Here is a 22,860-nt window from a genome sequence, read left to right on the forward strand (position 1 = left end):
CTCCAACTGCAAACATCGGAACGTCGGGGTTCAGTCGAGCGAAATCTTCAGGTCCTGGATCAGCCGGGTCCAGCGCGCGGTTTCGCTACGCAGCAATTCACTGAACTGTGCCGGTGAGTTGCCGACCGGCTCCACGCCGAAATCGACCAGCTTCCGGTTGATGGCAGGGTCCTTCACCGATGCCACCACTTGCCGGTTCAGCGTGTTGATCACGTCGGGCGGCGTGGCGGCGGGTACCACCATGCCGACCAGTGCGGCGGCTTCCACGTTCTTGTAGCCAAGTTCCGCGAAGGTCGGCACATCGGGCAGTTGCGGCAGCCGGGTGGCATTGGCCACCGCCAGCGGACGCACCTTGCCGCCCTTGATAAAGCCCGCGCCGGCGGCGTAATCGACCATCATCGCGGGGATCTGGCCCGCGGCCACATCCGACAGCGCCGGCGCTGCGCCACGATACGGCGCGTGTGTCATGGTCAGGTGCGCTTCCACCTTGAGCAGTTCCATGGCCAGGTGATGCGGGCTGCCAGCGCCGGCCGAACCATAGTTGACGCCGCCGGGCGTGGCCTTGACCTGGGCGATGAATTCCTGCGCCGTTTTGGCCTGCGTGCCTGGCCCAACCACAAGGATCATCGGGAAGCGGCCAAGCAATGTCACCGGTGCCAGGTCACGCGACGGGTTGTACGAAAGGGTCTTGTACAGCGCGGGATTGAAGACCAGTGTGCCGTTGTCGGCGGACAGCACCGTGTAGCCGTCGGCATTCGAGCGTGCGGTTTCCGCGGCCCCGATCGCGGTATTGCCGCCGGGCTTGTTGTCCACCACCACCGGCTGGCCGACGCGGCCCGCCAGTCCCTGCCCGATGGTGCGGGCCAGGAAGTCCGAGCCGCCGCCGGCCGGGTAGGGCACGATCCAGCGGATTGGCTTGGCAGGATAGGCATCGGCGGCGTGCGCGGGGGCGGCACTCATGGCCAGGGCAAGGCACGTCACAAGCAGCGCGGCTGGCTGATAGCGGGGCATCGGGGTTGTCTCCTTGGTATTTGGCCGGATTGTGGTTGGCCTGTTTTGCGTAAATCATATACGCATTGCGTAATCATTGAATGAGGGTTAACCTCAGCGCCATGACGACATCACCCGACAATTCCGCAGCGCGTCCGCGCGAACGCCGCCAGCGCGTGCAGGCCGCCGAAACCGGTATGGCGGTGCTCAAGGCGCTGGCGCGTCTGGGTGGCCGCGCCAGCCTGACCGCGATCGCGGCGCAGATCGAGGAGAGTCCGGCCAAGGTGCACCGCTACCTGGTCAGCCTGATGGAGGAGGGGTTTGTCGCCCAGGAGGCGGGCACGCAGCAATACCACCTGGGCATCGAGGCATTGCAGATCGGCCTGGCCGCGATGCGGCAGGCCGACCCGATCCGGCTTGCCGAAGCTTCGCTGATCCGTCTGCGCGAACGGCTGGAAGTGACGTGCTTTATCGCGGTGATGGGCAACAAGGGGCCCACCATCGTACGTATCGAGGAGCCGGGCTTGCCGGTGATAGTGAATGTACGCGTGGGCTCGGTGATGCCGTTGCTGTGGTCCGCCACTGGGCGTGTGTTCCTTGGCATGCTCGACGAATCGAACGTGCAGGCCCTGGCACGCGAAGAACTCGCAGCGCTGACGCCGGCACAGCGCGCGGATCTTGATGCGCAGGATCCGCTGGGCAAGCTGCGCGAACCGGTGCTCGCGCAAGGTTGTGCGGCGGTACGCGACACCAATCTGAAAGGCATCAGTGCGGTGGCGGCACCCGTGCGCGACTACACGGGGCGTGTGTGCGCGGTGCTGACTGCATTGGGCGCCACCGGCGGCTTCGACCCGTCGATCGACGGGGCGATTGCGCGCGCGGTGCGCGACGAAGCCGCGGCAATCAGCGCATTGCTGGGCTTCGCCGGCTAAGGTTTACTCGGGGCGCTTCGGAATATTCACTGCACGCTGCACGGCGGGGCGCGCCACGAACGCTGTCAGTACACGCGACACCTCTGGAAACTCGTTGATGCCGACCAGATGGCCCGCGTCATAGAAACCGAGCAGGTTGCGCACCCATGGGAAGGTGGCCATGTCGGCGATCGTGTAGTCATCGCCCATGATCCACTGGCGGCCCTTGAGCCGTTCGTTCAGCACGTTCAATAGCCGCTTCGATTCCCCCACGTAGCGGTCGCGCGGACGCTTGTCTTCATAGTCCTTGCCGGCGAACTTGTGGAAGAAACCCACCTGCCCGAACATCGGGCCGATGCCGCCCATCTGGAACATGACCCACTGGATCGTCTCGTAACGCAGTGCTGGATCGGCGGGCATGAACTTGCCGGTTTTCTCGGCCAGATAGATCAGGATTGCGCCCGATTCCCACAGGGCCAGCGGTTTGCCGCCGGGACCGTCGGGATCAATGATCGCCGGGATCTTGTTGTTCGGGCTCAGTGACAGGAACTCTGCCGTGGTCTGGTCGTTCTTGTCGAAACGCACCAGTTGCGGCTCGTAGGGCAGGCCCGTTTCTTCCAGCATCAGCGACACCTTGATGCCATTGGGAGTGTTCAGCGAATACAACTGCAGGCGGTCAGGATGTTGTGCCGGCCATTTACGGGTAATCGGAAAAGCGGACAGATCTGCCATGGGGAATCTTCGGTTCTGTGGTGGGCGAAAACGACCATGGTAATGGGTCCTGTCCGATTCTGCCGGGCAGCGTGGCGGCACCCGATGCAGGGCGTGCCAATCCTTCAGGGAAAACCATTATTTGACTGGGTATCAAAAAATCCGTAACTTTAATTATGTGCATGTCAATTACTGTCGTCGGTGAGCCAAGGCTCCGCAAGTGACGGTCAGCGCAGGGCTGCACATCGCTGGCCGCTGTCCGGCCGCGATCCAAGACCAAATTACGGAGAAGACATGAAACGGAGCCTGGCCATCGCCGGTGCGCTGCTAGCGACCGGTGCGACCGCGCACGCCCAATCGTCCGTCACGCTGTACGGCGTGGCCGATGCGGGAATCGAATACCTGAACCACGTACCCAATGCCGCCAAGCAGAGTTCAAGCCTGGTGCGCATGACTTCGGGCAATATCGCCGGCAGCCGTTGGGGCCTGCGTGGCGTTGAAGATCTTGGGGGCGGCCTCAAGGGGGTGTTCGTGCTCGAGGGTGGCATGGTGCTCGATACCGGCTCGGCTGCCCAGGGCGGCCGCCTGTTCGGCCGGCGTGCGTATGTGGGGCTCGATACGCCATACGGACAGGTCACGCTGGGCCGGCACCACAACCTGACTTTCGACCTGGTGATCGGCTTCGACCCGATGTACTTCGCGCCGAAGTATTCGTCGTACTCGCACGATACCTGGCTGGCCGGCCGCACCGATAACGCGGTGAAATACACCGGCAAGTTTGGCGCGCTGACCGCCGCGGCGTTGTACAGCTTTGGCGTGGATTCGACCATTGCCAACGGTGCCGAGGTGCCGGGCAATAGCCGTGTGGGCCGGGAAATGAGCGCGGGGTTTTCCTATGACATGGGCGGCGTGCGCTTCGCCGGCGTGTACGACCAACTTAACGGCACATCGGCGGCAACAGCCGGGCGCACCGAGCGTCGCTACGTGGCATCGGCCGCGGCGGACTTCGGGCCGGTGTCGACGTATGTTGGCTACCGTCGGCTGGTCAGCCAGATCCTGACATCGATGACGCGCACGGACCTGTTCTGGGCTGGCGCCACCTACAACTTCAGCCAGGCGATTGCGCTGACCGGCGCCGCTTACAAGACCAACGATCGCACCTCGGCCAAGGATCCGATGTCGCTGGTGTTGTCGGCGGACTATCGCTTTTCAAAACGTACCGATGCCTACCTTACGGCGTCGTACACGCTCAACAAGGGCGGTTCCGCATTAAGCGCGAATGGCTACGACGGCACCGTGATTGCCGGTGCCAATCAGTTCGGCGCGGTACTCGGCCTGCGCCATAACTTCTGATCAGGTTGTCGACTGGCGCGCCGGCTGGGTCGCGCCTTGGGGCGTGCCACGCGTGTGGCACGCTCATTTTTCCCGCTTTGGTTCGAGTTCCGCGGAATTATTTGACAGTATATCAATTAAGTACTAGATTATTGAGACGGTCGCATTTATGAAGGAGACAACGTGACGGAAGCAGACAAGCCGCAGGTGACGGCAGGAATGCGTGGCGCCTCGTGGGACGCCCGCCTGATGAACCGCCCGTATCAGATGGTGCCGTATGCGCTGGGCACGGCCGACGGGCAGCGCACGCTTGGCTTCCTGTTCAGCGTGACCGGCAACGAGAAGACCGTGGTCTCGCTGATGCATCCGCGCGAAATGGCCATCACGCACTACCTGGTCCCGTTCGTACTCGATGCCGGCTGCGCCTGCTGGGTACAGGGCCCGCGTTCGATCGGCAACGATCTGCGTCTGGAGCATGAGACGGCATTGTTCGACGTGGCAGCCGGTATGACGCACCTGCGCGAGCTGGGCTTCGAGAAGATTGTGATGCTCGGCAATTCGGGTGGCGCCGGGCTCTATACGTTCTACAACCAGCAGGCGCTGACGCCGCGCGAAATGCGTATCGCGCGCACGCCGGGCGGCCGCCCCACCAATCTGGGCGAGCTGCATATGCCCGAAGTCGATGCGTTCATCCTGGTGTCGCCGCATCCGGGGCAGGGCAAGCTGCTGATGAGCGGTATCGACCCGTCGGTGGTCGACGAGGACGACCCGATGCAGACCGACCCGGCACTCGATCCGTTCTCGAAGGCCAACGGCTTCGATGCGGAGACCGGCAAAGGCAGTTACGCGGCGGACTTTATCGAGCGTTACAAGGCGGGCCAGACAGCCCGCGTGGCGCGCATCGATGCACGCGCGAAAGCACTGCTGATGGCCAAGCATGAAGCGCGCAAGGCAGTGAAGGCCGGCACCGCCACCGAAGCCGAGCGCCGCACCGCCGCGCATGCACCGATCTTCCAGGTCTGGCGCACCGATGCCGACCTGCGTTCGTGGGATATCACGCTGGACCCTTCAGATCGCAAGACCGGATCGCTGTGGGGCAAGGACCCGTTGATCTCGAACTGGGGCAGCGTGGGATTTGGCCGTATTGTCACGCCGGAGTCGTGGCTGTCCACATGGTCGGGACTGTCTTCGCATGCCGCGCTCGACAAGACGCTGGGCGCGCTCCACCAACCGACGCTGCTGATCGAATACACCGGCGATCAATGCACGTTCCCGGCTGATATTCGCGAGATCTACAACCAGATCCCGGCACCCGACAAGCAGCACGTGCGGGTACGCGGCAACCACCACGGCATGGCCCTGGGCCGTGACGAAGAGCCAGGGCAGCGCATTGCCGGCCGCCAGATCGTCGAGTGGTTGCGTGCCACCATGGTTTGAGCGGCGACGGTGAACCTATAAAGAGACAGAGGTAGACAGAAATGCTGCAACCCACCCATGTGCGCCCGTCAATGCTGCTCGACGGCGTGCGCTATCCCGATGAAGAGCGCCTGCGCCAGTATGTGGCGGATGGTTACCTGACTGACGAGACGCTGGTTGGCGCATTCCGCCAGTCGTTCCGCGAGCACAAGGATCGTCTCGCACTGGTCGGCCCGGAAGGCGACATCACATACCAGCAACTCGACGAGCAGACCGACCGGCTCGGCGCGGCGCTGCTTGCGCTGGGACTCAAGCCACTCGATCGCGCCGTGTTCCAGTGCGGCAACAGCCAAGAACTGTTGCTGGCGTTCTTCGGCTGCCTGAAGGCCGGCATCATCCCGCTGTGCTCGTTGCAGGCCTTCCGCAAGCTTGAGATCGGCTATCTGGGCAACCTGTGCGAGGCAAGGCTTCACGTCGTGCAGGGCGACGACCCCAAGTTCGACGACGTGGCATTTGCCGAGGAAATGCAGGCCGAGGTGCCGAGCCTTGGATTCATCCTCCAGGCGCGCGGCGAGCGGCGCGGTCGAGCCGTGTTGCTGGCCGACCTGATCCGCGACATGCCGCTGGAGAAAGCGCAGGCAATCCTGTCCGATGTCAGGCACGAGCCGTTCCAGGTAGCCGTGTTCCAGTTGTCTGGCGGCACCACGGGCGTACCCAAGATCATCCCGCGCTTCCAGAACGAGTACCTGTACAACATGCGGGCGGTGGCGGCGTGCAATGGCTATACCGCGGAAGACGTACTGTTCTTCCCCACGCCATACATGCACAACCTCAACATGGGTTGCTTCTTCGGACCGTTCCTGTTGCGCGGCGCCAAGGTGACGGTCGCCGCCGATATCTCGGAAGACACGCTGCAGGCGCTGGTGCGCAACTACGAACCTACCTGGTTTGGCGTGGCGGGGCCGATCCTGAACCGGATCGCGCCCGAGTTGTTGCGTGGCACGGCTGCCGACAAGGCGCGCCGCAACTTCATCGCGCCGAAGAATGCGGCCAACCTTACGCGGCTGACCGGCTCGCCGACGCATCATATCTTCGGCATGACCGAAGGCGTGATCATGTTCACGCGACCCGAAGATCCGCACGAAGTCCGTGAGCAGTCGATCGGACACCCTGTGTCGGTCGCCGATGAAGTGCGCATCGTCTTTCCGGGTACCGAGGACGACGTGCCCGACGGCGAGGCCGGCGAAGCACTGTTCCGCGGCCCCTATACGATCCGTGGCTACTACAAGTCCGAGAAAGAAGATGTCACGCGCTTTACCGCCGACGGCTTCTATCGCTCGGGAGACCTGATGTCGGCCAGCGTGATCGATGGCAAGCGCTACTTCTTCTTTCGCGGCCGCATCAAGGACGTGGTCGATCGCGGCGGCGAGAAGATCAACGCCGAGGAGCTCGAAAACGTGATCAACCAGCATCCCGCCATCCTCGCGTCGGCCGTGGTGGGCATGCCAGACAAGGTCTATGGCGAGCGCGTCTGCGCATTCGTTCTGCTGAAGCCACCCGCGGCGGCAGCGGGCCTGACGCTGCAAGCGTTGACGCAATACCTTGGCGAGGCTGGCCTGGCCAAGTTCAAGTGGCCGGAGCGGCTGGAGATCATCCCGGAATTCCCGCTTACCGCATCGGGCAAGCTCAGCAAGGTACTGCTGCGCGATCGCATCGTGCAGGTCCTGCAAGCCGAAGCCGCCAAAGACCAAGACACCGACACTGTTCAGCAAGCCAAGTGACGAAGGAACGCGACATGAACCCATCCACCCAAGCCAACGTGCCGGTTGTTGAACTGCACGGCGTCCACCATACCGCCCGTCCTACCTGGAAGCTCGCGGAGACCGTGAACTTCTACCGCGACCTGCTGGGCCTGCCGCTGGTCCACGCAATCTCCGCCAAGGGCTGGGGTCCGGACAACCACGCCGACTTCCTGCATTTCTTCTTCGATAGCGGGAATGGCAGCACCATCGCGTTCTTCTACTACATCGGTACCGAGCGCCCGGACTGGCTGACGGTGCGTGAGCACTATCAGGACCGCGCCACGCACACCGCATGGCGCGTGCGCGACGAAGCCGAACTGCTGCAATGGCGCCAGCGCGTGGAAGCCGTTGGCATTCCGTTGCGCTACCAGATTCGCCACGAGGTGATTGAATCGATCTATTTCAACGATCCAAACGGCTACCCGATCGAAATTACCTGGCAGGTGCGTCCGTTCAGCGAGGCCGATCATCACGATGCCGCGCTGACGATCGACTCGGCCATCGAGCTCGAACGTGCCCGCGATGCCGGCGCGCCATTTTCGTCGATCGATCCGGTCTGGCAGCGCAAGGCCGAGCGCATCGAGAAGGCGGTGGCGGACCAGGGCAGGGCGTCGGTCTACGTGCTCGACGTACCGGAGTTCGCGCCGCTGATCGACGTGGCACGCAAGACCGACGGCTATCACACCACGGCACTCGGCAACGGCTATGTGCGCATCGATGGCAATCCGACGCTGCAGTTTCGTCGCAAGGAACTGGGCTTCAAGCCGGCGGTCTGGTACGGCGCGCTGACCGGCGGCCTGGCGGGGCAGATTCGCCAGTTCGATATGGACGCGCTGGTGATTGCTCCGGGAGCTGCGCAATGAAGGTAGCAATCATTGGCGGGGGACCGTCCGGGCTGTTCCTGGCGATCCTGCTCAAGGAACGGATGTCGCAGGTCGACATCGACGTCTACGAACAGAATCCGGAAGACGCCACGTTCGGCTTTGGCGTGGTGCTGGCCGATACTGGCCTGTCGAACCTGCGCGCGGCGTCGCCAGCCGTGGTGGACCGCTTGGCCAAGGTCATGCGGTTCAATGACCAGCATTCGATCGTGTGCCACGAGCACCCGATCATCATGAAGAAGCCGGGTGCTGGCGGTGGGGCCATTCCGCGCATCAGCCTGCTGTCGGTGCTGCAACAACGCGCGCATGAGTTGGGGGTACGCGTGAGCTACAACCGGCGTATTGCGGATTTCGACGCGCTCGATGCCGATCTGGTGGTCGGGGCCGACGGTATCAATTCGCAGTTGCGTTCGGCCAACGAAGCGGGTTTCGGCACCACCCGTCGCACCCTGAGCAACCACTTTGCGTGGTTCGGTGTCGAAAAGCCGTTCGCGAGCCCCGCACTGGTGTTCCGCAAGTATGAAGGCGGCTACTTCGTGGCGCACTACTATCCGTACTCGGATGCGATGAGCACCTTCGTGGCCGAGTGCGACCACCAGACCTGGCTCGACTTCGGCATGGAGGACATGAGCGCACAAGAGCGCCAGGCGCTGTTCGAGAAAGTGTTCGCGCCCGAACTGGCCGGCTACGGGCTGGTGTCGAACAATTCGGTCTGGCGTCAATTCCCGGTCATCCTCAACGAGAACTGGCATGTCGGCAAACAGGTGCTGATTGGCGATGCGCTGACCAGCGCGCATTTCTCGATCGGCTCCGGCACGCGTATCGCCATGGAAGACGCCATGGCACTGGCCGATGCCATCGTGGCGCATCCCGATGACGTTACCGCGGCGCTGCTGCAGTACGAGGCAGTGCGCAAGCCAGAGAAGGCCAAGCTGATCAGCGCGTCCGAAGCTTCGTACAACTGGTATGAGCGCATTCGCGAGTGGATGGACCTGCCGACGCCGCACGAGTTTGTATTCCGCTTCATGACGCGTACCGGCCGAGTGGATGCCGAGCGTCTGCGCGCCCAGTTCCCCGCCCTGATGGCGGAGCTTGCCGCGGGCGGCGTGGCCGGTGATGCCCGCGTAGGCCAGCCATGATCCAGGCTACCGAGTATGTGCTCAGCGAAAGCCCGTTTGTCGTCAGGAGAACGGTGCGCTGGGGCGATTGCGATCCGGCCGGCGTGGTCTACACCGGCCGGTTCACCGACTATCTGCTCGGCGCGGTCGGGCTGTACACCGCGCATATGGCCGGCGGCGATGGCAGGCTTGGCGAAGTTCACGGCGTAGGCACACCGTGCAAGGCGATGCGCTTCGAGTTTATCGGGACACTCTGGCCCGATGACGTGATCGACATTACCTGCACCGTGGCCGCGATTCGCACGCGCTCATTCGATCTGCACTGCGTGGCGCGCCGTCCCGACGGATCTCCGGTATTCGACGCGATGTTCTCGGCGATCTGCGTGCGGCTGGACCGGCGCGAAGGTACGCCGATTCCGGATTCGCTACGCGCCGTGCTGACCCGCTACCTTTCTCCCGCCCCCTGAACGTTCCTGGAATTGCCAAGATGAAGTATCGAATCGGACAAATCGTGCCCAGCTCCAACATCACGATGGAGCGCGAGGTGCCTGCCATTTTCGCCGGGCGCATGCAGGCGTTGCCAGAGCAATTCAGCTTCCATGCCAGCCGCGTGCGCATGCACCGCGTGGTGGCCGAGGAACTGGAAAAGATGAACCGCGACATGGGCCGCTGTGCGCTGGAACTGGCCGATGCGCGTGTCGATGTCATGAGCACCGCGTGCCTGGTGGCCACCATGTGCATGGGGCTGGGCTATCACCGGCAGGTGGTGGACGAACTGACCGAGGCGATTGCGGAGGTCCCGTATCGACCGCAGATCATGACCTCGGCCGGCGCACTGGTGGAAGAACTGAAGGACTTCGGTGCGCGCCGCATCTCGCTGATGGCACCGTATAGCGATGCGCTGACCAGGACGGTAGTCGAATACATCGAGCACGAGGGCATCGAGGTCAAGGACGTGATCAACTTTTCGATCCTCGACAATCTCGAAGTTGGCGAGCGCGATCCGCTGCAGTTGCTGGAAGACGTCAAGCGGCTCGACGTGAAAGGCGTGGATACCGTGGTGCTGTCGGCATGCGTGCAGATGCCATCGCTGGCCGCCATCGAGCCGGCGCAACTGGCGCTTGGCATTCCCGTGACCTCGACGGCGGTCTGCACCGCGCGGCAAATGTTGCGCAAGCTCGGCCTTGCCGCGGCGGCGCCAGGTGCCGGGGCCTATCTGGGTAGTCAGGCCGGACTGCGTTGAGCGCGGCATTCCCGCCAGGAGCGAGCCGTCCATAGAGACGGTGCCGCGATCAAGGAGACTGAATCATGCACACCGCCCCCAATACTACGAATACCTCCAACATACCGCCGCCGCGCGTGTCGGCGTGGATCTACGCAAGCGTGATCCTCGGTGCCGCGCTTGGCATGCTGGCCGGCTACGCGCCGCTGTTCAACGCGACTGCCGGTGTCTTTGTCAGGCCGTTGGCCGGCGAGTTTGGCTGGGGACGCTCCCAGGCATCGCTGTCCTATGCCGCGTCGATGTTCGGTCTGGCAATCGTCAGTCCGATTGTCGGCGCGATGATGGACCGCTTTGGTATTCGCCGCGTGATCGTCGGCTCGGCCATCGTGTTTGGCCTGGCTACCGCGGCCATGGCGTTGCAGAACGGCAATCTGTTGCTGTGGGTAGCGCTGTCGGTGCTGGTGGGCATCTCGGGCGCGGCCACCTCGGTCCTGGGCTATCTGGCGGTGCTGCCGCAATGGTTCGATCGCCGGCTGGGTCTTGCGCTGGGCATTGCCATGTGTGGTCTCGGCGTGGGCACCGTGGTGCTGCCGATTACAGCGCAGTATCTGGTGTCGACGTTCGGCTGGCGCATGGCTTACGTAGGACTGGGTATGGGTTCGGTGGTGCTTTCGCTGGTCGCATGCAGCCTGCTGCGTGAAAGGATTCCGGCACGAGGCGCAGAGGGCGGGCATGGTGGACAGGACGGACAGGGCAGGGTGGCAACGCTGCCAGCAGGCGAGGCGCTACGCGTTGCGTTGCGTAGCTACCGGCTTTGGGCCTTGTGGTTTGTCTTTGTGCTTAGTTCGGCTGCGACACTGTCACTCGGACCGCATTTGCCGTCGCTATTCGCGGATCGTGGCTTCGATGCCGCCATGGCGGCACGCAGTGCATCGACCGTGGGTATTGGCCTGCTGGTGGGGCGCCTGGCCACTGGCCTGCTGATCGACCGCATTCACGCACCATTCGTGGCGAGCGTGTTCTTTGTCGGCGGCGCCGTCGGGGTCTTCCTGCTGCGCGGTGCGCATGACTACACGACGTTGCTGGTAGCCACCGCACTGATTGGCTTGACGATTGGGGCCGAAGGCGACCTGATCTCGTTCCTGGTCCGCTCGTACTTTGGTCTGACATCATTCGGAGCGTTGTTCGGCATTGCGTTCTCGGGCTACGCGCTCGGTGCCGTGATCGGGCCGATCGGGCTCGGTGCGTGGTTCGACCGTCATGGCAGCTACGATGTGCCACTGCTGGTGCTGCCGGCCATGTTGCTGCTTGCCTCTGCCCTCGTGCTGTCGCTTGGACGTTACCGGTCGGCCAGCCATGCCGCGCCGGCTGCCGAAATGGCTTCGGCCTCGGCCTGAAGGGGTGGCATAACGGGCGAACGCGGATAGAATTGGCACACTACCAATTCCACGCCGGTTCGTCCGCCCGACCGCCCGCTCATGCCTGCCGCACGCAAGTCCCCCGCAGTAAAGGACGCCGCAGTAAAGTCCGCCGCAGTACAGCAACCGACCACTCCGGCACCGCGCCGCCGCGGGCGCCCACCCAAGACGGAGTCGCCGATCGGCGGCGAGCCGATGCTCAGCCGCGTGGCAATCCTGCAGCATGCGATCGAACTGACCAAGACAATGCCGCTGGACCAGATTTCCATGGTCCAGTTGGCCAAGGACTTTGGCGTGGCCCCCGGGCTGATTCATTACTACCTGGGTGGACGGGACCAACTGGTTTCCGGCGTGCTCAATGACTACTATCGCCAGCGCACCCAGCGCGTGCCGCCGCTGACCGGCGACTGGCGCGCGGATGTGGAGAGGATCGCGCGGCTCAGCTTCCAGGTGGCCGTGGAGAATCCCGGCGTCAGCAACTATGTGGCGTCACACAACCGGTATCGACTGTTCCAGGATGTGCAACCGGGCGAGACCGATTACGGCCTGGAGTTCTTCAATCGCATGACCTCGGCCATCATGCAAGGCGGATTCTCGGCCGAGCAGGTCGCGCTTGGCTATCACCTGCTGGCGCAGTATCTGGTAGCCGCCAGCATGGCCGAGGCGTCGCGGCAGTTGCCCGCCTATCATCAGGCGTTTATCGAGGACAAGCTCGGCTCGGTATCGGCCGAACAGTATCCCGGCGCGCGCTTTGTCAGCAGCGCGTTCTCCCGCCTGTCGTCGGACACGGCCTTTGAAGAAGGGCTGCGCATTACGCTCGACGGTATCGCAGCGTGGCTGCGCGACGCGAAACCCGCCAGGAAGAAAAGCGCACGCGCCGCCTAGTTGGCGGCATCCTCCGGTTCCGCCCAAAGGCGCGGGCAAGCGGCGCATCAGCGGCACGTCTACTGGTATCTACTTATTTGATAGTCAGTCAATAAATCTACAATCGATATTTGACTGTATATCAAATAAGTACCTCTCCGCGCTGGCGCGGCCGGTACAACAGACGTTGGAGACCACATGAAGCGCCCCCTTCTTGCACTGGCCATGCTTGCCGGTTCCGTGATTGCACTGCCTGCCGGTGCGACCGCGTATCCCGACAAGATGGTTCGCATCCTCGTACCGTCGATTGCCGGCAGCGCGCCTGACATCATTGCGCGCCAGGTGGCAGAACGCCTGAGCACCGCCTGGAAGCAGCAGGTGATCGTGGAAAACAAGCCCGGCGGCAATGGCATCGTGGCCATGAGCGCGTTGAAGCAGGCTTCTGCCGACGGCTATACGCTGGTGTTGTTCCATGCCGCGGCCGCCGTGACAACGCCCGTGATGTACAAGGAAGCGAAGTTCGATATCCAGCGCGATACCGAGGTGGCCGCCACGCTGGCCTACACCCCGATGATGTTCGTGGCGGGGCCCGCTACGAACTACAAAAGCCTGTCCGATGTGCTCAAGGATGGCAAGGCGCATCCTGACGACGTGGTGATCGGCAGCCCGACCCGCGGATCGGTGCCGCACCTGACCGCTGAAATGATGGGCCAGTTGCAGAAGACAAAGTTCCGCCAGGTCAGCTTCAGTGGCACCACGCAGGCCATCCAGGCGGTGGTGAAGGGCGATATCCCGGTCTACGTGGATGGCATCGCGCCGCTGGTGCCGCTGGTGCGCGCCGGCAGGCTCAAGGCCTTGGCCGTGACTTCGGATGCAACCCTGCCAGGTCTCGACGGCATCCCGCTGGCCCGCGACGTTGCACCGGGTCTGGTGGCCAAGGGCTGGTTCACGATCTTCGCACCGAAGGGCACGCCGATGCCGGTACTGGACCGGATCAACGTGGCGGTCAACCAGAGCCTGTCCCAGCAACCATTCGTGGATCGCCTCAAGGAACTCGGCACATATCCGATGCCGATGTCGCGCGCGGACGGGGCACGGTTCATCGAATCGGAGAAGCTTCGCTGGGAGAAGGTCATCGCCGAAGCGGGCGTCAAGCCTGAGTAAGCAGCGCGGCGGCACACCTCATCCAACTCATCGATTTCCAGTGTAGAGCGCGCCTTTCCGGGCGTGCCGCCGTTCGTCGTCCGTACGCACGGAAACCTGCCGGTTCCAGCAAGCCAGATGTGTCACAAAAACCAAGGAGACAGTGGTGAGAATGAATCGAATTGCAGCAGCAGTGTTGTTTGCCTGTTCCTGTCCGGCCTGGGCGCAGTCGGGCGTTACGCTTTATGGCGTGGTCGATGCGAGTATCGAGTATGTGAGCAATGTCGGCGTGGTGCCGACGGCGGCCAACGGGTTCAATCCCGGGCCGGCGCACGACGTGGTGCGGCTCAATTCCGGCGGCCTGTCCGGGTCGCGCTGGGGGATTCGTGGGGTGGAAGACCTTGGCAATGGCACGCAGGCCGTGTTTGTGCTCGAGAACGGCTTTAGCGGGGACACCGGCACGATGCAGCAGTCGGGCCGCCTGTTCGGCCGGCAGGCGTTCGTGGGCCTCAAGAGCGCGCAGTTCGGACAGTTGAGCCTGGGGCGGCAGTACACGTCGCTGTTCGATGGCATTGTCAACTTCGTGCCGGCCTACTTTGCCACGCAGTATGAGCCGATCACGCTGTTCACCGGCGTGAACTTCCGCGAGGACAACACGATCAAGTACACGGGGACCTTTGGCGCGCTGACCGGCGTGGCCCACTATTCGTTTGGTACCGGCGTGGCGTTGCCCCAGGCATCGCAGGCGGGGCTGGCACTGGGCGGCAATGGCGAAGTCCCCGGCCAGGCACGTCGCGACAGCGCCTACGGCGCGTCGTTGTCCTATACCGGCGGCGCACTCTGGGCGGTGCTGGCATATGACCAGTTCAACCCGACCATGGGAAGCACCACCAGCGCAAGCAGCGGCACGTTCAGGAAGGCCACCGCAGCGCTGAGCTACAGCTTGCCATGGGGCCGCATCATGGGCGGCTATCGCTGGGGCCAGAACCGGAACCCGGCCGGCGTCACGATCGGCCGCGACGATTTTTTCTGGGTCGGCGGCGTCTACCAGGTCACGCCCGCATTCAGCCTGACGCTCGAATATGACTACGACAAGGTACGAAACCTGTTCGGCAATACCAACGTGGCGAACCCATGGCAGGTCAACCTGATTGCCGACTACAACTTCTCGAAACGCACCGATGTTTACCTGTCGGCCGCATACGCAAAGAATGCGGGCCTGATGTTCGATTCCGCGTTGATTGCCAATGCCAACAGCCTGTCGCTCGGTAACAGCTACATACCCGGCAACGGCACCACCTCGATGGTGGCCGTGTCGGTAGGTGTGCGGCACAAGTTTTGAGCCAAGCGGATCGTGCGTGAAGCGCGCATGCTGACAACTGGATGGTGCGCATCGGCTGTCAGCATGGCGTCACGCGTCGCGTGCTTACTGGTAGCGCGGATCCAGTTCGTGCGAAGGCGGCTTGTAGCCACCGAGGTCGATCGGCAGGCCCGGTGGCAAGCCGATGTTCGGAGGCATCCAGCCGGGCCAGCGTGGCCAGCCTGTGGGCTCCCCGACCCTGATGTAGGCAATGCCTCCGACAATGGCGCGGGCAGCGCCCCTTTCCAATGATGTTTCGCGGCTCAGGTCCGCGACTTTCAGCGTGCTCATGATGGGCTCCTGAACGTGGTGGCGTGATGGTGCAATGGTGGGCAGCGTGGTGGCGGCGCCCGCTTGAGTATCAGCAGGGAACGTGCCATCCGCGTCGTGAGCACATTGCCGCACGGCTTGCGGGTCGTTCGACAGGATTCGTATGGTGCGGTCCAACACTCAGGCGTGCATGGTGTTGGCTGACCTGATCCCTGACGCTGGTCAAACCACGGAGCACCAAGGGCTGGGGGAGCATGGCAAAAGGTGTAATCTACAGGCCTGCCAACGGCATCCCACCCCCTGGAGCATCCGATGACCTCCACCGCATCTTCCCGCAGACAGGCGTTCCGGCAACAGGTAGCGGCCAAGCAGGCGCTGCTGGTGCCGGGCGCGTTCAATGCCATGAGCGCCCGCGTGATTGAAGACCTGGGCTTCCAGGCGGTGTACCTGACCGGCGCCGGCGTCACCAATATGTCATTCGGCTTGCCCGACCTGGGGTTTATCGGGCTGAGCGACATGGCCGAGCACACTTCGAGGGTGCGGGATGCGGTGGCATTGCCGCTGATCGTGGACTCGGACACCGGCTTTGGCAATGCACTGAACGTGCATCACGCCGTGCGCACGCTGGAACGCGCGGGCGCCGATGCGATCCAGCTCGAAGACCAGGTAATGCCCAAGAAGTGCGGGCATTTTGCCGGCAAGCATGTGGTCAGCACCGACGAGATGGTTGCCAAGATCAAGGCGGCGACCGACGCGCGTGACGACTCCGCGTTCCAGATCATCGCCCGGACCGATGCCGCCGCGGTGCATGGGATCGAAGACGCCATCGACCGTGGCTACCGCTTCGCGGAGGCCGGCGCCGACATCCTGTTCCTGGAAGCCATCGAAGACCTGGCCGATATCGAGCGCCTGCCCGGCTTGTTCAAGACACCGCTGCTGATCAATATCGTCATTGGCGGCAAGACGCCAGTGCAAAGCCGTGCTGCGCTGGAACAGCTCGACTATGGCCTGGTGCTCTACGCAAATGCCGCATTGCAAGGCGCCGTGCGCGGCATGCAGCAGGCGCTCGGCAAGCTGCAGGCGAATGGCCAGATGGATGAAGACCCGGCCATCGTGGCGCCGTTCAGCGAGCGCCAGCGGCTGGTCAGGAAGCCGCTGTACGACGAGCTCGATGCACGGTACAAGACCGACGACTAAGCCGCGGCCACGCAGCGGCCAAGCCGCGACGCCTGCTTTAATACATTTAAATCTGTTTCCATACATTTCACTTCAGTCCGGCAGGACTTACCGCGATGATGGCGTCGTTCCCCGCAGGGGACACTCATAAATGGGAGACGAACATGCATCTCGGAAAGAACTGGATGGTATTGGGCGTAATGGCGGCGGCCCTGGCTGCGCTGCCGGCCATGGCCCAGCAGCAGCCCGCGCCAAAGAATGCCCAGGAGGCAAAAGCCGCGTTCGCGGAGAAATTCCGGCAGGCCGATGCCGACGGTGATGGCAAGCTGAGCCGCCAGGAAGCAGAAGCCGGCATGCCTGAGGTGGCCAAGAATTTCGACAAGATCGATACCAAGAAGACCGGCTATGTCACGCAGAAGCAGGTGGGCGCCTATTTTGTGGCCCGTGCCAAGCAGAAGCGTGCCACCAGCGATCCGGGATCGTTGAACTAGTCATCGCGCTACCAGCCACAGCAAGCTCTCAGCGTCGTCTTCACGATTGCCGTCGAAGGCGGCGCTACTCCGCCGACCCTCATCAGGCACCAGTCATCGCACGCGTCGTGACGCGCATTCTGGTGCGCGCAACGCACCGGCGACGGGCCTGCGCCCCTGCTGCGGTGCACACTACCCGACGCCAATCCGTACCCGCCGTCGCGCCGGCACCTGCCGTCGGGATCGGCTCATCGCATTCTTTCCCATTGATTCACAAGGAGTTTTGTCCCGATTGACGGGCTAAATCCGGCAAATGTCGGGCATGTGGCACAGCCTTTGCAAATCTTGGATTCAAGATTGCATCCGCAGCAATCCACTGCCAACCATCGCCTGATACAAGGAAGCCCCGATGTCCAAGTCTCCGTTCGCGCCCGTCATCCAGACTGCCTCCGATGCAACAGAAGTCTCCACAACGCGCCGCCGCGTGCTGAAAACCGCCGGTGCCGCGCTGACCGCGCTGGCAGCGCCAGCCATCGTGCGGGCCCAGGGTTCATCGAAGCTGCGCATCGGCTTCTGGCCGGTGGCCTCGGGTTTGCCGTTCTACGCCGCGGTGGAGAAGGGCTATTTCAAGGAAGCGGGGCTGGATGTGGAGCCGCTCAAGTTCGCCAGCGCGCAGCAGGTTATCGAGGCCATGCTGGCGGGCCGTTGCGATGGCAGCGCCAACGGCACGGCATCCGCCGCGCTGGCGCTGGGCGAGATTGCCCAGCCAGGGCTGCTCAAGATCTTCTGCACCAATCCGACCAACGCGAAGTTCGTGCTCGAGGAATTCGTGGTTGCCAAGGACAGCCCGATCAAGTCGGTGGCCGAACTCAAGGGCAAGCGCGTGGCCTGCGGCCCGGGCGTGCAGAACGTTGTACTGGCCAAGACCATGCTCGAACGCGCCGGTGCTGGCCAGATGAGCGTGACCGAATTGCCAATCGGCCAGCACGTCGCGGCATTGGCGGCAGGGCAGATCGACGGGGTGTACACGCTCGAGCCAACCGGCACCGTGGGGCGGCTCAAGGGCATCACGCGCACGCTTGAAGCCGGCGTGGTGGCGCGCTACATCCTGGGCGATCCGTTGGCGCCGTGGCACGGCGGCTCGGCCAGCCTGACCACGGAATTCCTCACCAGGAACAAGGATGTGGCCAAGCGCTACATGACCGCTTATCGGCGTGGCATCGCGCTGGTCAAGCAGTCACCGCAGGAAGCGCGGCCGTACCTCAAGGGCTATACCGCCATCGAGGGGCCGCTGACGTCCGAGGTGCCGATGTCCGACTATGTGTTTTACGACGAGTTCAAGGCCAGCGACGCGGCGTACTTCCAGAAGTTCTACGACCTGTTTTCGGAGAAAGGCATTTTCTCGCGCAAGGTCGATGTAAACACGATGCTCTACAAGGGGTAACGATCATGCGCCAACTCTCGCCTTCCGAACCATCGGGCGCGGCTGCCGGCGCTGCCGCGCAGCCGTGGTCGCCACCAGCCTCGGCCGATGCCATGCCGCGCCGCCCGCTGGCGGACCGGCTGCTGCCCGCGCTCGGGCCGCTGATCCTGTTTGTCGTGTGGGATGCCGTGGTGCGGCTTGGCTGGATCAAGGCCATCCTGCTGCCAAGCCCGTTCGACACGGTATCGGCATTGGTCGCGGGCCTGGCCGGCGGTGCATTGCTGACCGATTTCGCGGTCACGGTGGCCCGCACGCTGCAGGCCTTTGCGATTGCGGCCGTGATTGGCGTGCCGCTCGGTGTACTGCTCGGCAGTAACGAGCGTGCCTATCGCAGCGTGGAGTTCGTGATCGACTTCTTCCGTTCGACCCCGTCGTCGGCGTTGATCCCGTTGTTCCTGTTGATCTTCGGGGTGTCGGAGATCAACAAGATCGCGATCGCCGCATTTGGCGCAATGCTGATCATCGTCTTCAACAGCGCGTACGGCGTGATCAACGCCCGCAAGCAACGCGTGATGGCGGCGCGCGTGATGGGTGCCTCCCGCTGGCGCATCTTCCGCGACGTGCTGATCTGGGAAAGCCTGCAGCCGAGCTTTGTCGGGCTGCGCTCGGCGGTGTCGATGTCACTGGTGATCGTCATCGTCGCCGAGATGTTCATCGGATCCGAGAATGGCCTGGGCCACGCGATCATCGACGCCCAGCAGGTGCTCAACGTCAAGACCATGTATGCGGCCATCCTGGCTGCCGGCGCGCTGGGCTACATCCTCAATATCGTGTTTCTGCTTGTCGAACGACGCATCGTTCATTGGAGCGGAAGGTAAATCATGAGCACTGTCCTGACTCCCGCACGCCATGCCGATGTCCCGACCCCGGCGTTCCGGCCTGGGCCGCCGGGCACCCATATCACGATCCGCGGCCTGACCAAGTACTTTGCCGGCTGGCCGCTATACGAGAACTTCGATCTCGACATCCCCAAGGGCAAGATCGTCTCGGTGTTCGGGCCCAATGGCTGCGGCAAAAGCACGCTGATCAACATGATTGCGGGGCTGATCCCGATCGATCGCGGAGAGATCCTGTTCGATGGCAAGTCGCTCAAGGACACGCGCATCGGCTACGTGTTCCAGAACTACCGCGAGGCGCTGTTCCCGTGGATGCGGACCATCGACAATATTGCCTATCCACTGCTGCTGGAAGGCTGCAGCAAGGCCGAGGTGGATCGCAGGCTGGCGGAGCTGGTGGCATCGTTCGATGTCAAGTTCGACCTGAACCGCTATCCGTATGAGTTGTCGGGCGGGCAGCAGCAGACTGCCTCGATCATGCGCGCGCTGGCGCCCCGGCCCGAGGTGCTGTTCCTCGACGAACCGTTCTCGGCGCTCGATTTCGAGATGACGCTATTTATCCGCGAGAAGCTGCAGGAAGTATTCATGCAGACTGGTACGACCATGCTGCTGGTCTCGCACGACCTCGAGGAAGCGGTATATCTGGCTGATCAGATCCTGTTGCTGACCAAGCGCCCGACGCGTGTGGCGGAGATCCTTGACTATGCCGACGCGCGTCCGCGTACCGTGGATACGCTGTCGCAGGCAAGCTTTGTCGCCGCCAAGCGCCAGAGCCTGGAGATCTTCCAGCGCGAGGTACGCCGCTGATGTCCGAGGCGGATCCGGTGCTGCAGGGCGACGGCCGCACGTCGCGCGCGGACAGCGTCTACGCACTGCTCAAGGGCGATATTGCGGATTTTCGGCTGGTGCCCGGTGACCGCTTTACCGAAGCCGAGGTCTGCGAAAGGCTTGGCGTATCACGTACGCCGGTGCGCCAGGCGCTGTTCCGCATGAAGCAGGAGGGCTTTGTCGATGTAAGTTTCCGGGCCGGCTGGCGCGTATTGCCATTCGATTTTGGCAAGCTCGAACAGCTCTATGACTTGCGCATGGTGCTGGAGACCGAGGCGGTACGACGCCTGTGCGCGATGGACCGTGACGCGTTGCAACCGCTGCTGGCGGAGCTCTGCGCGACCTGGCTCGTCGAGCCGGGCATGCGGCTATCGGACATGGCGCGCGTGGGGGAACTCGACGAGGCCTTCCACTGCGCGCTGGTACGTGTCGTTGGCAATGGCGAGATGTCGCGTGTGCACCAGGACATCACCGAGCGCATCCGTATCGTCCGCCGGCTCGACTTCACCAAGCGTGCGCGTGTGGATACCACCTACGAAGAGCATGCGCAAATCCTGCGCGCGATCCTGGCCCACCGTGCCGACGAAGCGGCACGATTGCTGCGCTCGCATATCAGCACCAGCCAGTCTGAAGTGCGCAAGATCACGCTGCACGAAGTCTATCTGGCGCGCATGCGTGCGAGCGAAGATGCGGCGTGAATCTCGGCCTGGGATTGCGACGCGTTGCAATAAACAATTGAACCTGACGTCATGATGGAAAGCATGAACAAGTCCACCGCATCCGCCCCTGTTACCTCGATTGCCGCACTGCACGAACACTATGCGCGTGGCACGCTCGACCCGCTAGCCTGCGTGGCCGAGGTACTGCGCCGGATCGACGCGTTTGACCGGCCCGAGGTCTGGATCCATCGCATTCCTACCGAATCGCTGATGCAGCGTGCCGCCGAACTGGGAGCGATGCTGGAAAGCGAAGGGGCGGGTGTGCTGCAACGCCTGCCATTGTTCGGTGTGCCGTTCGCCGTCAAGGACAATATCGACGTGGCCGGCGTGGCAACTACCGCAGCGTGCCCTGAATACGCCTATGTGCCGCAGGTCTCGGCCTTTGCGGTGCAACGGCTGCTCGCCGCGGGTGCGTTGCTGATCGGCAAGACCAATCTCGACCAGTTTGCCACCGGGCTGGTCGGTACACGCTCACCATTTGGCGCGGTGCGGCACACCACGGCGCCCGCTTATGTTTCCGGCGGATCGAGTTCGGGTTCGGCGGTGGCCGTGGCATCGGGCTGCGTGGCATTCTCACTGGGCACCGATACGGCCGGTTCTGGCCGTGTGCCGGCTGGCCTGAACGGCATTGTTGGCCTGAAGCCGTCGCTGGGTCTGGTCAGCAAGGGCGGGGTGGTGCCCGCGTGCCGCACGCTCGACACGATCTCGGTGTTCGCCCACGACGTGGCGGATGCATGGACTGTGTTGTCGCGCATCGCGATCTACGATGACGCTGACAGCTACGCGCGCCGCGTGCCGATGCTGGGTTTGCCGCGTGCGGCGTTGCGCGCGGGTATTCCGGATCAGCTCGACTTCGAGGGCGATGCCCATGCGGCGCTGGCTTTCGCCGCCTCGCTCGACATCATGGCCAGCAGCCTGGCACTCGAACCGGAAACGGTCGATTTCACACCGCTCGCGCAAACCTCAGCGCTGCTCTATGACGGCCCGTGGGTGGCCGAACGCCGGGCCGCGGTGGGCGAGTTCTTCGTGGACCGGCGTGCGGATATCGACGCCACGGTGGCTGCGGTGATTGGCAAGGCCGACCAGTTCGATGCGGTCGATACGTTCAACGCGCAGTACCGGCTGGCCGATCTCAAACGTCAGGCGGATGCGCTGTTTGCGGCGATCGATGTATTGATCGTGCCGACCACGCCGACGCATCCAACCATCGCCGCTGTGCAAGCTGATCCGATTGCCGAGAACAGCAAGCTTGGCCGCTATACCAACTTTGTGAACCTGCTCGATCTGTGTGCGTTGTCGTTACCTGGGGTGCCGCGCGCCGATGGCCTGCCGGCCGGCATCACGCTGATTGCGCCGGCCGGGGCCGACCATCGTCTGGCCGTGCTGGGCACGCAGATCCAGGCGCTGTTTGCCGATACGGCCATCCCGGCTTCATTGCCCGAGACACCGCTACCGTTCCAGGAACCGACCGTGGCACTGGCCGTGGTGGGCGCCCATTTGCGCGGCCAGCCGCTCAACTGGCAACTGCGCGAGGCAGGTGCGCGCTTTGTGGAGACCACGACAACGGCGGCGTGCTACAGCCTTTATGCGCTGGCCGGCACGGTACCGGCAAAGCCAGGTCTGGCGCGTGCCGAGCACGGTGCGGCAATTGAAGTAGAGGTCTGGGAAGTGCCGCAGCGCCACTTCGGCAAATTCGTGGCCGATGTACCGGCGCCGCTGGGCATCGGTACCGTGGCGCTGGCCGATGGGCGCCAGGTCAAGGGCTTTATCTGTGAACCATTTGCGCTCGCCGAAAGCAGCGGCGCACGCGATATCACTGCGTTTGGCGGCTGGCGCGCCTGGCTGCGCACTGCCACGGTTTAGTCCGATTGGGTAGTGGCCTGCTGGCTATTCAATCTTCTGGATGGTAT

Annotated in this window: 22 protein-coding genes; 19 read left to right on the forward strand and 3 right to left on the reverse strand. The window is 63.3% G+C overall.

All coding sequences use genetic code 11. From position 1 onward, the window contains the following. Positions 1–30: 30 nt before the first annotated feature. The gene (locus ACO550_RS08190; RefSeq protein ID WP_315593518.1) at positions 31–1,011 is read right to left on the reverse strand and encodes a tripartite tricarboxylate transporter substrate-binding protein; all 981 of its coding nucleotides are present in this window, start codon (positions 1,009–1,011) and stop codon (positions 31–33) included. 101 nt (positions 1,012–1,112) lie between these two features. Here ACO550_RS08190 and ACO550_RS08195 point away from each other — a divergent pair, with 101 nt between their 5' ends. Then, entirely contained in the window at positions 1,113–1,922 is an 810-nt protein-coding gene (locus ACO550_RS08195; protein ID WP_315593517.1) for an IclR family transcriptional regulator domain-containing protein, read from the forward strand. A 3-nt stretch (positions 1,923–1,925) separates the two neighbouring features. Here the strand turns inward: ACO550_RS08195 and ACO550_RS08200 are convergent, their stop codons facing one another. Beyond that, on the reverse strand, positions 1,926–2,633 hold the full coding sequence (locus ACO550_RS08200; RefSeq protein WP_315593516.1) for a glutathione binding-like protein: 708 nt from the start codon (positions 2,631–2,633) through the stop codon (positions 1,926–1,928). A gap of 273 nt (positions 2,634–2,906) precedes the next feature. Here ACO550_RS08200 and ACO550_RS08205 point away from each other — a divergent pair, with 273 nt between their 5' ends. The 11 genes from ACO550_RS08205 to ACO550_RS08255 all read left to right on the forward strand — a co-directional run bounded on the left by ACO550_RS08205 (position 2,907) and on the right by ACO550_RS08255 (position 15,150). Further along, on the forward strand, positions 2,907–3,965 hold the full coding sequence (locus ACO550_RS08205) for a porin (protein ID WP_315593515.1): 1,059 nt from the start codon (positions 2,907–2,909) through the stop codon (positions 3,963–3,965). Between the two features lie 228 nt (positions 3,966–4,193). Continuing rightward, the gene (locus ACO550_RS08210) at positions 4,194–5,381 is read left to right on the forward strand and encodes an alpha/beta hydrolase (RefSeq protein ID WP_485994593.1); all 1,188 of its coding nucleotides are present in this window, start codon (positions 4,194–4,196) and stop codon (positions 5,379–5,381) included. 41 nt (positions 5,382–5,422) lie between these two features. Beyond that, on the forward strand, positions 5,423–7,141 hold the full coding sequence (locus ACO550_RS08215) for an AMP-binding protein (RefSeq protein WP_315593513.1): 1,719 nt from the start codon (positions 5,423–5,425) through the stop codon (positions 7,139–7,141). Positions 7,142–7,155: 14 nt separating this feature from the next. Further along, positions 7,156–8,025 carry a VOC family protein gene (locus ACO550_RS08220; protein ID WP_315593512.1) on the forward strand — a complete coding sequence of 290 codons (870 nt, stop codon included), beginning with the start codon at positions 7,156–7,158 and terminating at the stop codon, positions 8,023–8,025. After that, complete coding sequence (locus tag ACO550_RS08225) at positions 8,022–9,182, forward strand: FAD-dependent monooxygenase (protein WP_315593511.1); 1,161 nt, start codon at positions 8,022–8,024, stop codon at positions 9,180–9,182. Before ACO550_RS08220 ends, ACO550_RS08225 begins: the two co-directional genes overlap by 4 nt. Continuing rightward, positions 9,179–9,628, forward strand: coding sequence for a thioesterase family protein (locus ACO550_RS08230; protein WP_315593510.1), 450 nt, complete (start codon positions 9,179–9,181; stop codon positions 9,626–9,628). Before ACO550_RS08225 ends, ACO550_RS08230 begins: the two co-directional genes overlap by 4 nt. A gap of 20 nt (positions 9,629–9,648) precedes the next feature. Further along, entirely contained in the window at positions 9,649–10,404 is a 756-nt protein-coding gene (locus tag ACO550_RS08235) for an aspartate racemase/maleate isomerase family protein (protein WP_315593509.1), read from the forward strand. Positions 10,405–10,469: 65 nt separating this feature from the next. After that, positions 10,470–11,780, forward strand: coding sequence for an MFS transporter (locus ACO550_RS08240; RefSeq protein WP_315593508.1), 1,311 nt, complete (start codon positions 10,470–10,472; stop codon positions 11,778–11,780). A gap of 81 nt (positions 11,781–11,861) precedes the next feature. Then, entirely contained in the window at positions 11,862–12,686 is an 825-nt protein-coding gene (locus ACO550_RS08245) for a TetR/AcrR family transcriptional regulator (RefSeq protein ID WP_315593507.1), read from the forward strand. 177 nt (positions 12,687–12,863) lie between these two features. Next, positions 12,864–13,829: a tripartite tricarboxylate transporter substrate-binding protein gene (locus ACO550_RS08250; protein ID WP_315593506.1), complete on the forward strand. Its 966-nt coding sequence runs from the start codon at positions 12,864–12,866 to the stop codon at positions 13,827–13,829. A gap of 145 nt (positions 13,830–13,974) precedes the next feature. Next, a complete protein-coding gene (locus ACO550_RS08255; RefSeq protein WP_315593505.1) occupies positions 13,975–15,150 on the forward strand; it encodes a porin in 1,176 nt (391 codons plus the stop codon). 84 nt (positions 15,151–15,234) lie between these two features. On the opposite strand, the gene ACO550_RS08260 is transcribed toward ACO550_RS08255, so the two are convergent. After that, a complete protein-coding gene (locus ACO550_RS08260) occupies positions 15,235–15,459 on the reverse strand; it encodes a hypothetical protein (RefSeq protein ID WP_315593504.1) in 225 nt (74 codons plus the stop codon). Between the two features lie 291 nt (positions 15,460–15,750). On the opposite strand from ACO550_RS08260, the gene ACO550_RS08265 reads away from it, so the two are divergent. The 7 genes from ACO550_RS08265 to atzF all read left to right on the forward strand — a co-directional run bounded on the left by ACO550_RS08265 (position 15,751) and on the right by atzF (position 22,813). Beyond that, a complete protein-coding gene (locus tag ACO550_RS08265) occupies positions 15,751–16,635 on the forward strand; it encodes an isocitrate lyase/phosphoenolpyruvate mutase family protein (RefSeq protein ID WP_315593503.1) in 885 nt (294 codons plus the stop codon). 143 nt (positions 16,636–16,778) lie between these two features. Next, a complete protein-coding gene (locus ACO550_RS08270; protein ID WP_485994563.1) occupies positions 16,779–17,105 on the forward strand; it encodes an EF-hand domain-containing protein in 327 nt (108 codons plus the stop codon). Between the two features lie 388 nt (positions 17,106–17,493). After that, the gene (locus ACO550_RS08275; protein ID WP_315593502.1) at positions 17,494–18,528 is read left to right on the forward strand and encodes an ABC transporter substrate-binding protein; all 1,035 of its coding nucleotides are present in this window, start codon (positions 17,494–17,496) and stop codon (positions 18,526–18,528) included. 92 nt (positions 18,529–18,620) lie between these two features. Then, positions 18,621–19,385 (forward strand): ABC transporter permease, encoded by a 765-nt coding sequence (locus ACO550_RS08280; protein WP_315593589.1) that lies wholly within the window; start codon positions 18,621–18,623, stop codon positions 19,383–19,385. Between the two features lie 3 nt (positions 19,386–19,388). Next, the gene (locus ACO550_RS08285; RefSeq protein WP_315593501.1) at positions 19,389–20,210 is read left to right on the forward strand and encodes an ABC transporter ATP-binding protein; all 822 of its coding nucleotides are present in this window, start codon (positions 19,389–19,391) and stop codon (positions 20,208–20,210) included. Beyond that, positions 20,210–20,929, forward strand: coding sequence for an FCD domain-containing protein (locus ACO550_RS08290; RefSeq protein ID WP_315593500.1), 720 nt, complete (start codon positions 20,210–20,212; stop codon positions 20,927–20,929). Before ACO550_RS08285 ends, ACO550_RS08290 begins: the two co-directional genes overlap by 1 nt. A 54-nt stretch (positions 20,930–20,983) precedes the next feature. Continuing rightward, positions 20,984–22,813 (forward strand): allophanate hydrolase, encoded by a 1,830-nt coding sequence (gene atzF / locus ACO550_RS08295; RefSeq protein ID WP_315593588.1) that lies wholly within the window; start codon positions 20,984–20,986, stop codon positions 22,811–22,813. Positions 22,814–22,860: the final 47 nt, after the last annotated feature.

It is taken from the genome of Cupriavidus sp., assembly GCF_057315035.1.

Coding starts and splice junctions, on each gene's coding strand:
- ACO550_RS08190 (WP_315593518.1), bottom strand. CDS start 1,011: ATGCCCCGCTATCAGCCAGCCGCGCTGCTTGTGACGTGCCTTGCCCTG.
- ACO550_RS08195 (WP_315593517.1), top strand. CDS start 1,113: ATGACGACATCACCCGACAATTCCGCAGCGCGTCCGCGCGAACGCCGC.
- ACO550_RS08200 (WP_315593516.1), bottom strand. CDS start 2,633: ATGGCAGATCTGTCCGCTTTTCCGATTACCCGTAAATGGCCGGCACAA.
- ACO550_RS08205 (WP_315593515.1), top strand. CDS start 2,907: ATGAAACGGAGCCTGGCCATCGCCGGTGCGCTGCTAGCGACCGGTGCG.
- ACO550_RS08210 (WP_485994593.1), top strand. CDS start 4,194: ATGAACCGCCCGTATCAGATGGTGCCGTATGCGCTGGGCACGGCCGAC.
- ACO550_RS08215 (WP_315593513.1), top strand. CDS start 5,423: ATGCTGCAACCCACCCATGTGCGCCCGTCAATGCTGCTCGACGGCGTG.
- ACO550_RS08220 (WP_315593512.1), top strand. CDS start 7,156: ATGAACCCATCCACCCAAGCCAACGTGCCGGTTGTTGAACTGCACGGC.
- ACO550_RS08225 (WP_315593511.1), top strand. CDS start 8,022: ATGAAGGTAGCAATCATTGGCGGGGGACCGTCCGGGCTGTTCCTGGCG.
- ACO550_RS08230 (WP_315593510.1), top strand. CDS start 9,179: ATGATCCAGGCTACCGAGTATGTGCTCAGCGAAAGCCCGTTTGTCGTC.
- ACO550_RS08235 (WP_315593509.1), top strand. CDS start 9,649: ATGAAGTATCGAATCGGACAAATCGTGCCCAGCTCCAACATCACGATG.
- ACO550_RS08240 (WP_315593508.1), top strand. CDS start 10,470: ATGCACACCGCCCCCAATACTACGAATACCTCCAACATACCGCCGCCG.
- ACO550_RS08245 (WP_315593507.1), top strand. CDS start 11,862: ATGCCTGCCGCACGCAAGTCCCCCGCAGTAAAGGACGCCGCAGTAAAG.
- ACO550_RS08250 (WP_315593506.1), top strand. CDS start 12,864: ATGAAGCGCCCCCTTCTTGCACTGGCCATGCTTGCCGGTTCCGTGATT.
- ACO550_RS08260 (WP_315593504.1), bottom strand. CDS start 15,459: ATGAGCACGCTGAAAGTCGCGGACCTGAGCCGCGAAACATCATTGGAA.
- ACO550_RS08265 (WP_315593503.1), top strand. CDS start 15,751: ATGACCTCCACCGCATCTTCCCGCAGACAGGCGTTCCGGCAACAGGTA.
- ACO550_RS08270 (WP_485994563.1), top strand. CDS start 16,779: ATGCATCTCGGAAAGAACTGGATGGTATTGGGCGTAATGGCGGCGGCC.
- ACO550_RS08275 (WP_315593502.1), top strand. CDS start 17,494: ATGTCCAAGTCTCCGTTCGCGCCCGTCATCCAGACTGCCTCCGATGCA.
- ACO550_RS08280 (WP_315593589.1), top strand. CDS start 18,621: ATGCCGCGCCGCCCGCTGGCGGACCGGCTGCTGCCCGCGCTCGGGCCG.
- ACO550_RS08285 (WP_315593501.1), top strand. CDS start 19,389: ATGAGCACTGTCCTGACTCCCGCACGCCATGCCGATGTCCCGACCCCG.
- ACO550_RS08290 (WP_315593500.1), top strand. CDS start 20,210: ATGTCCGAGGCGGATCCGGTGCTGCAGGGCGACGGCCGCACGTCGCGC.
- atzF (WP_315593588.1), top strand. CDS start 20,984: ATGGAAAGCATGAACAAGTCCACCGCATCCGCCCCTGTTACCTCGATT.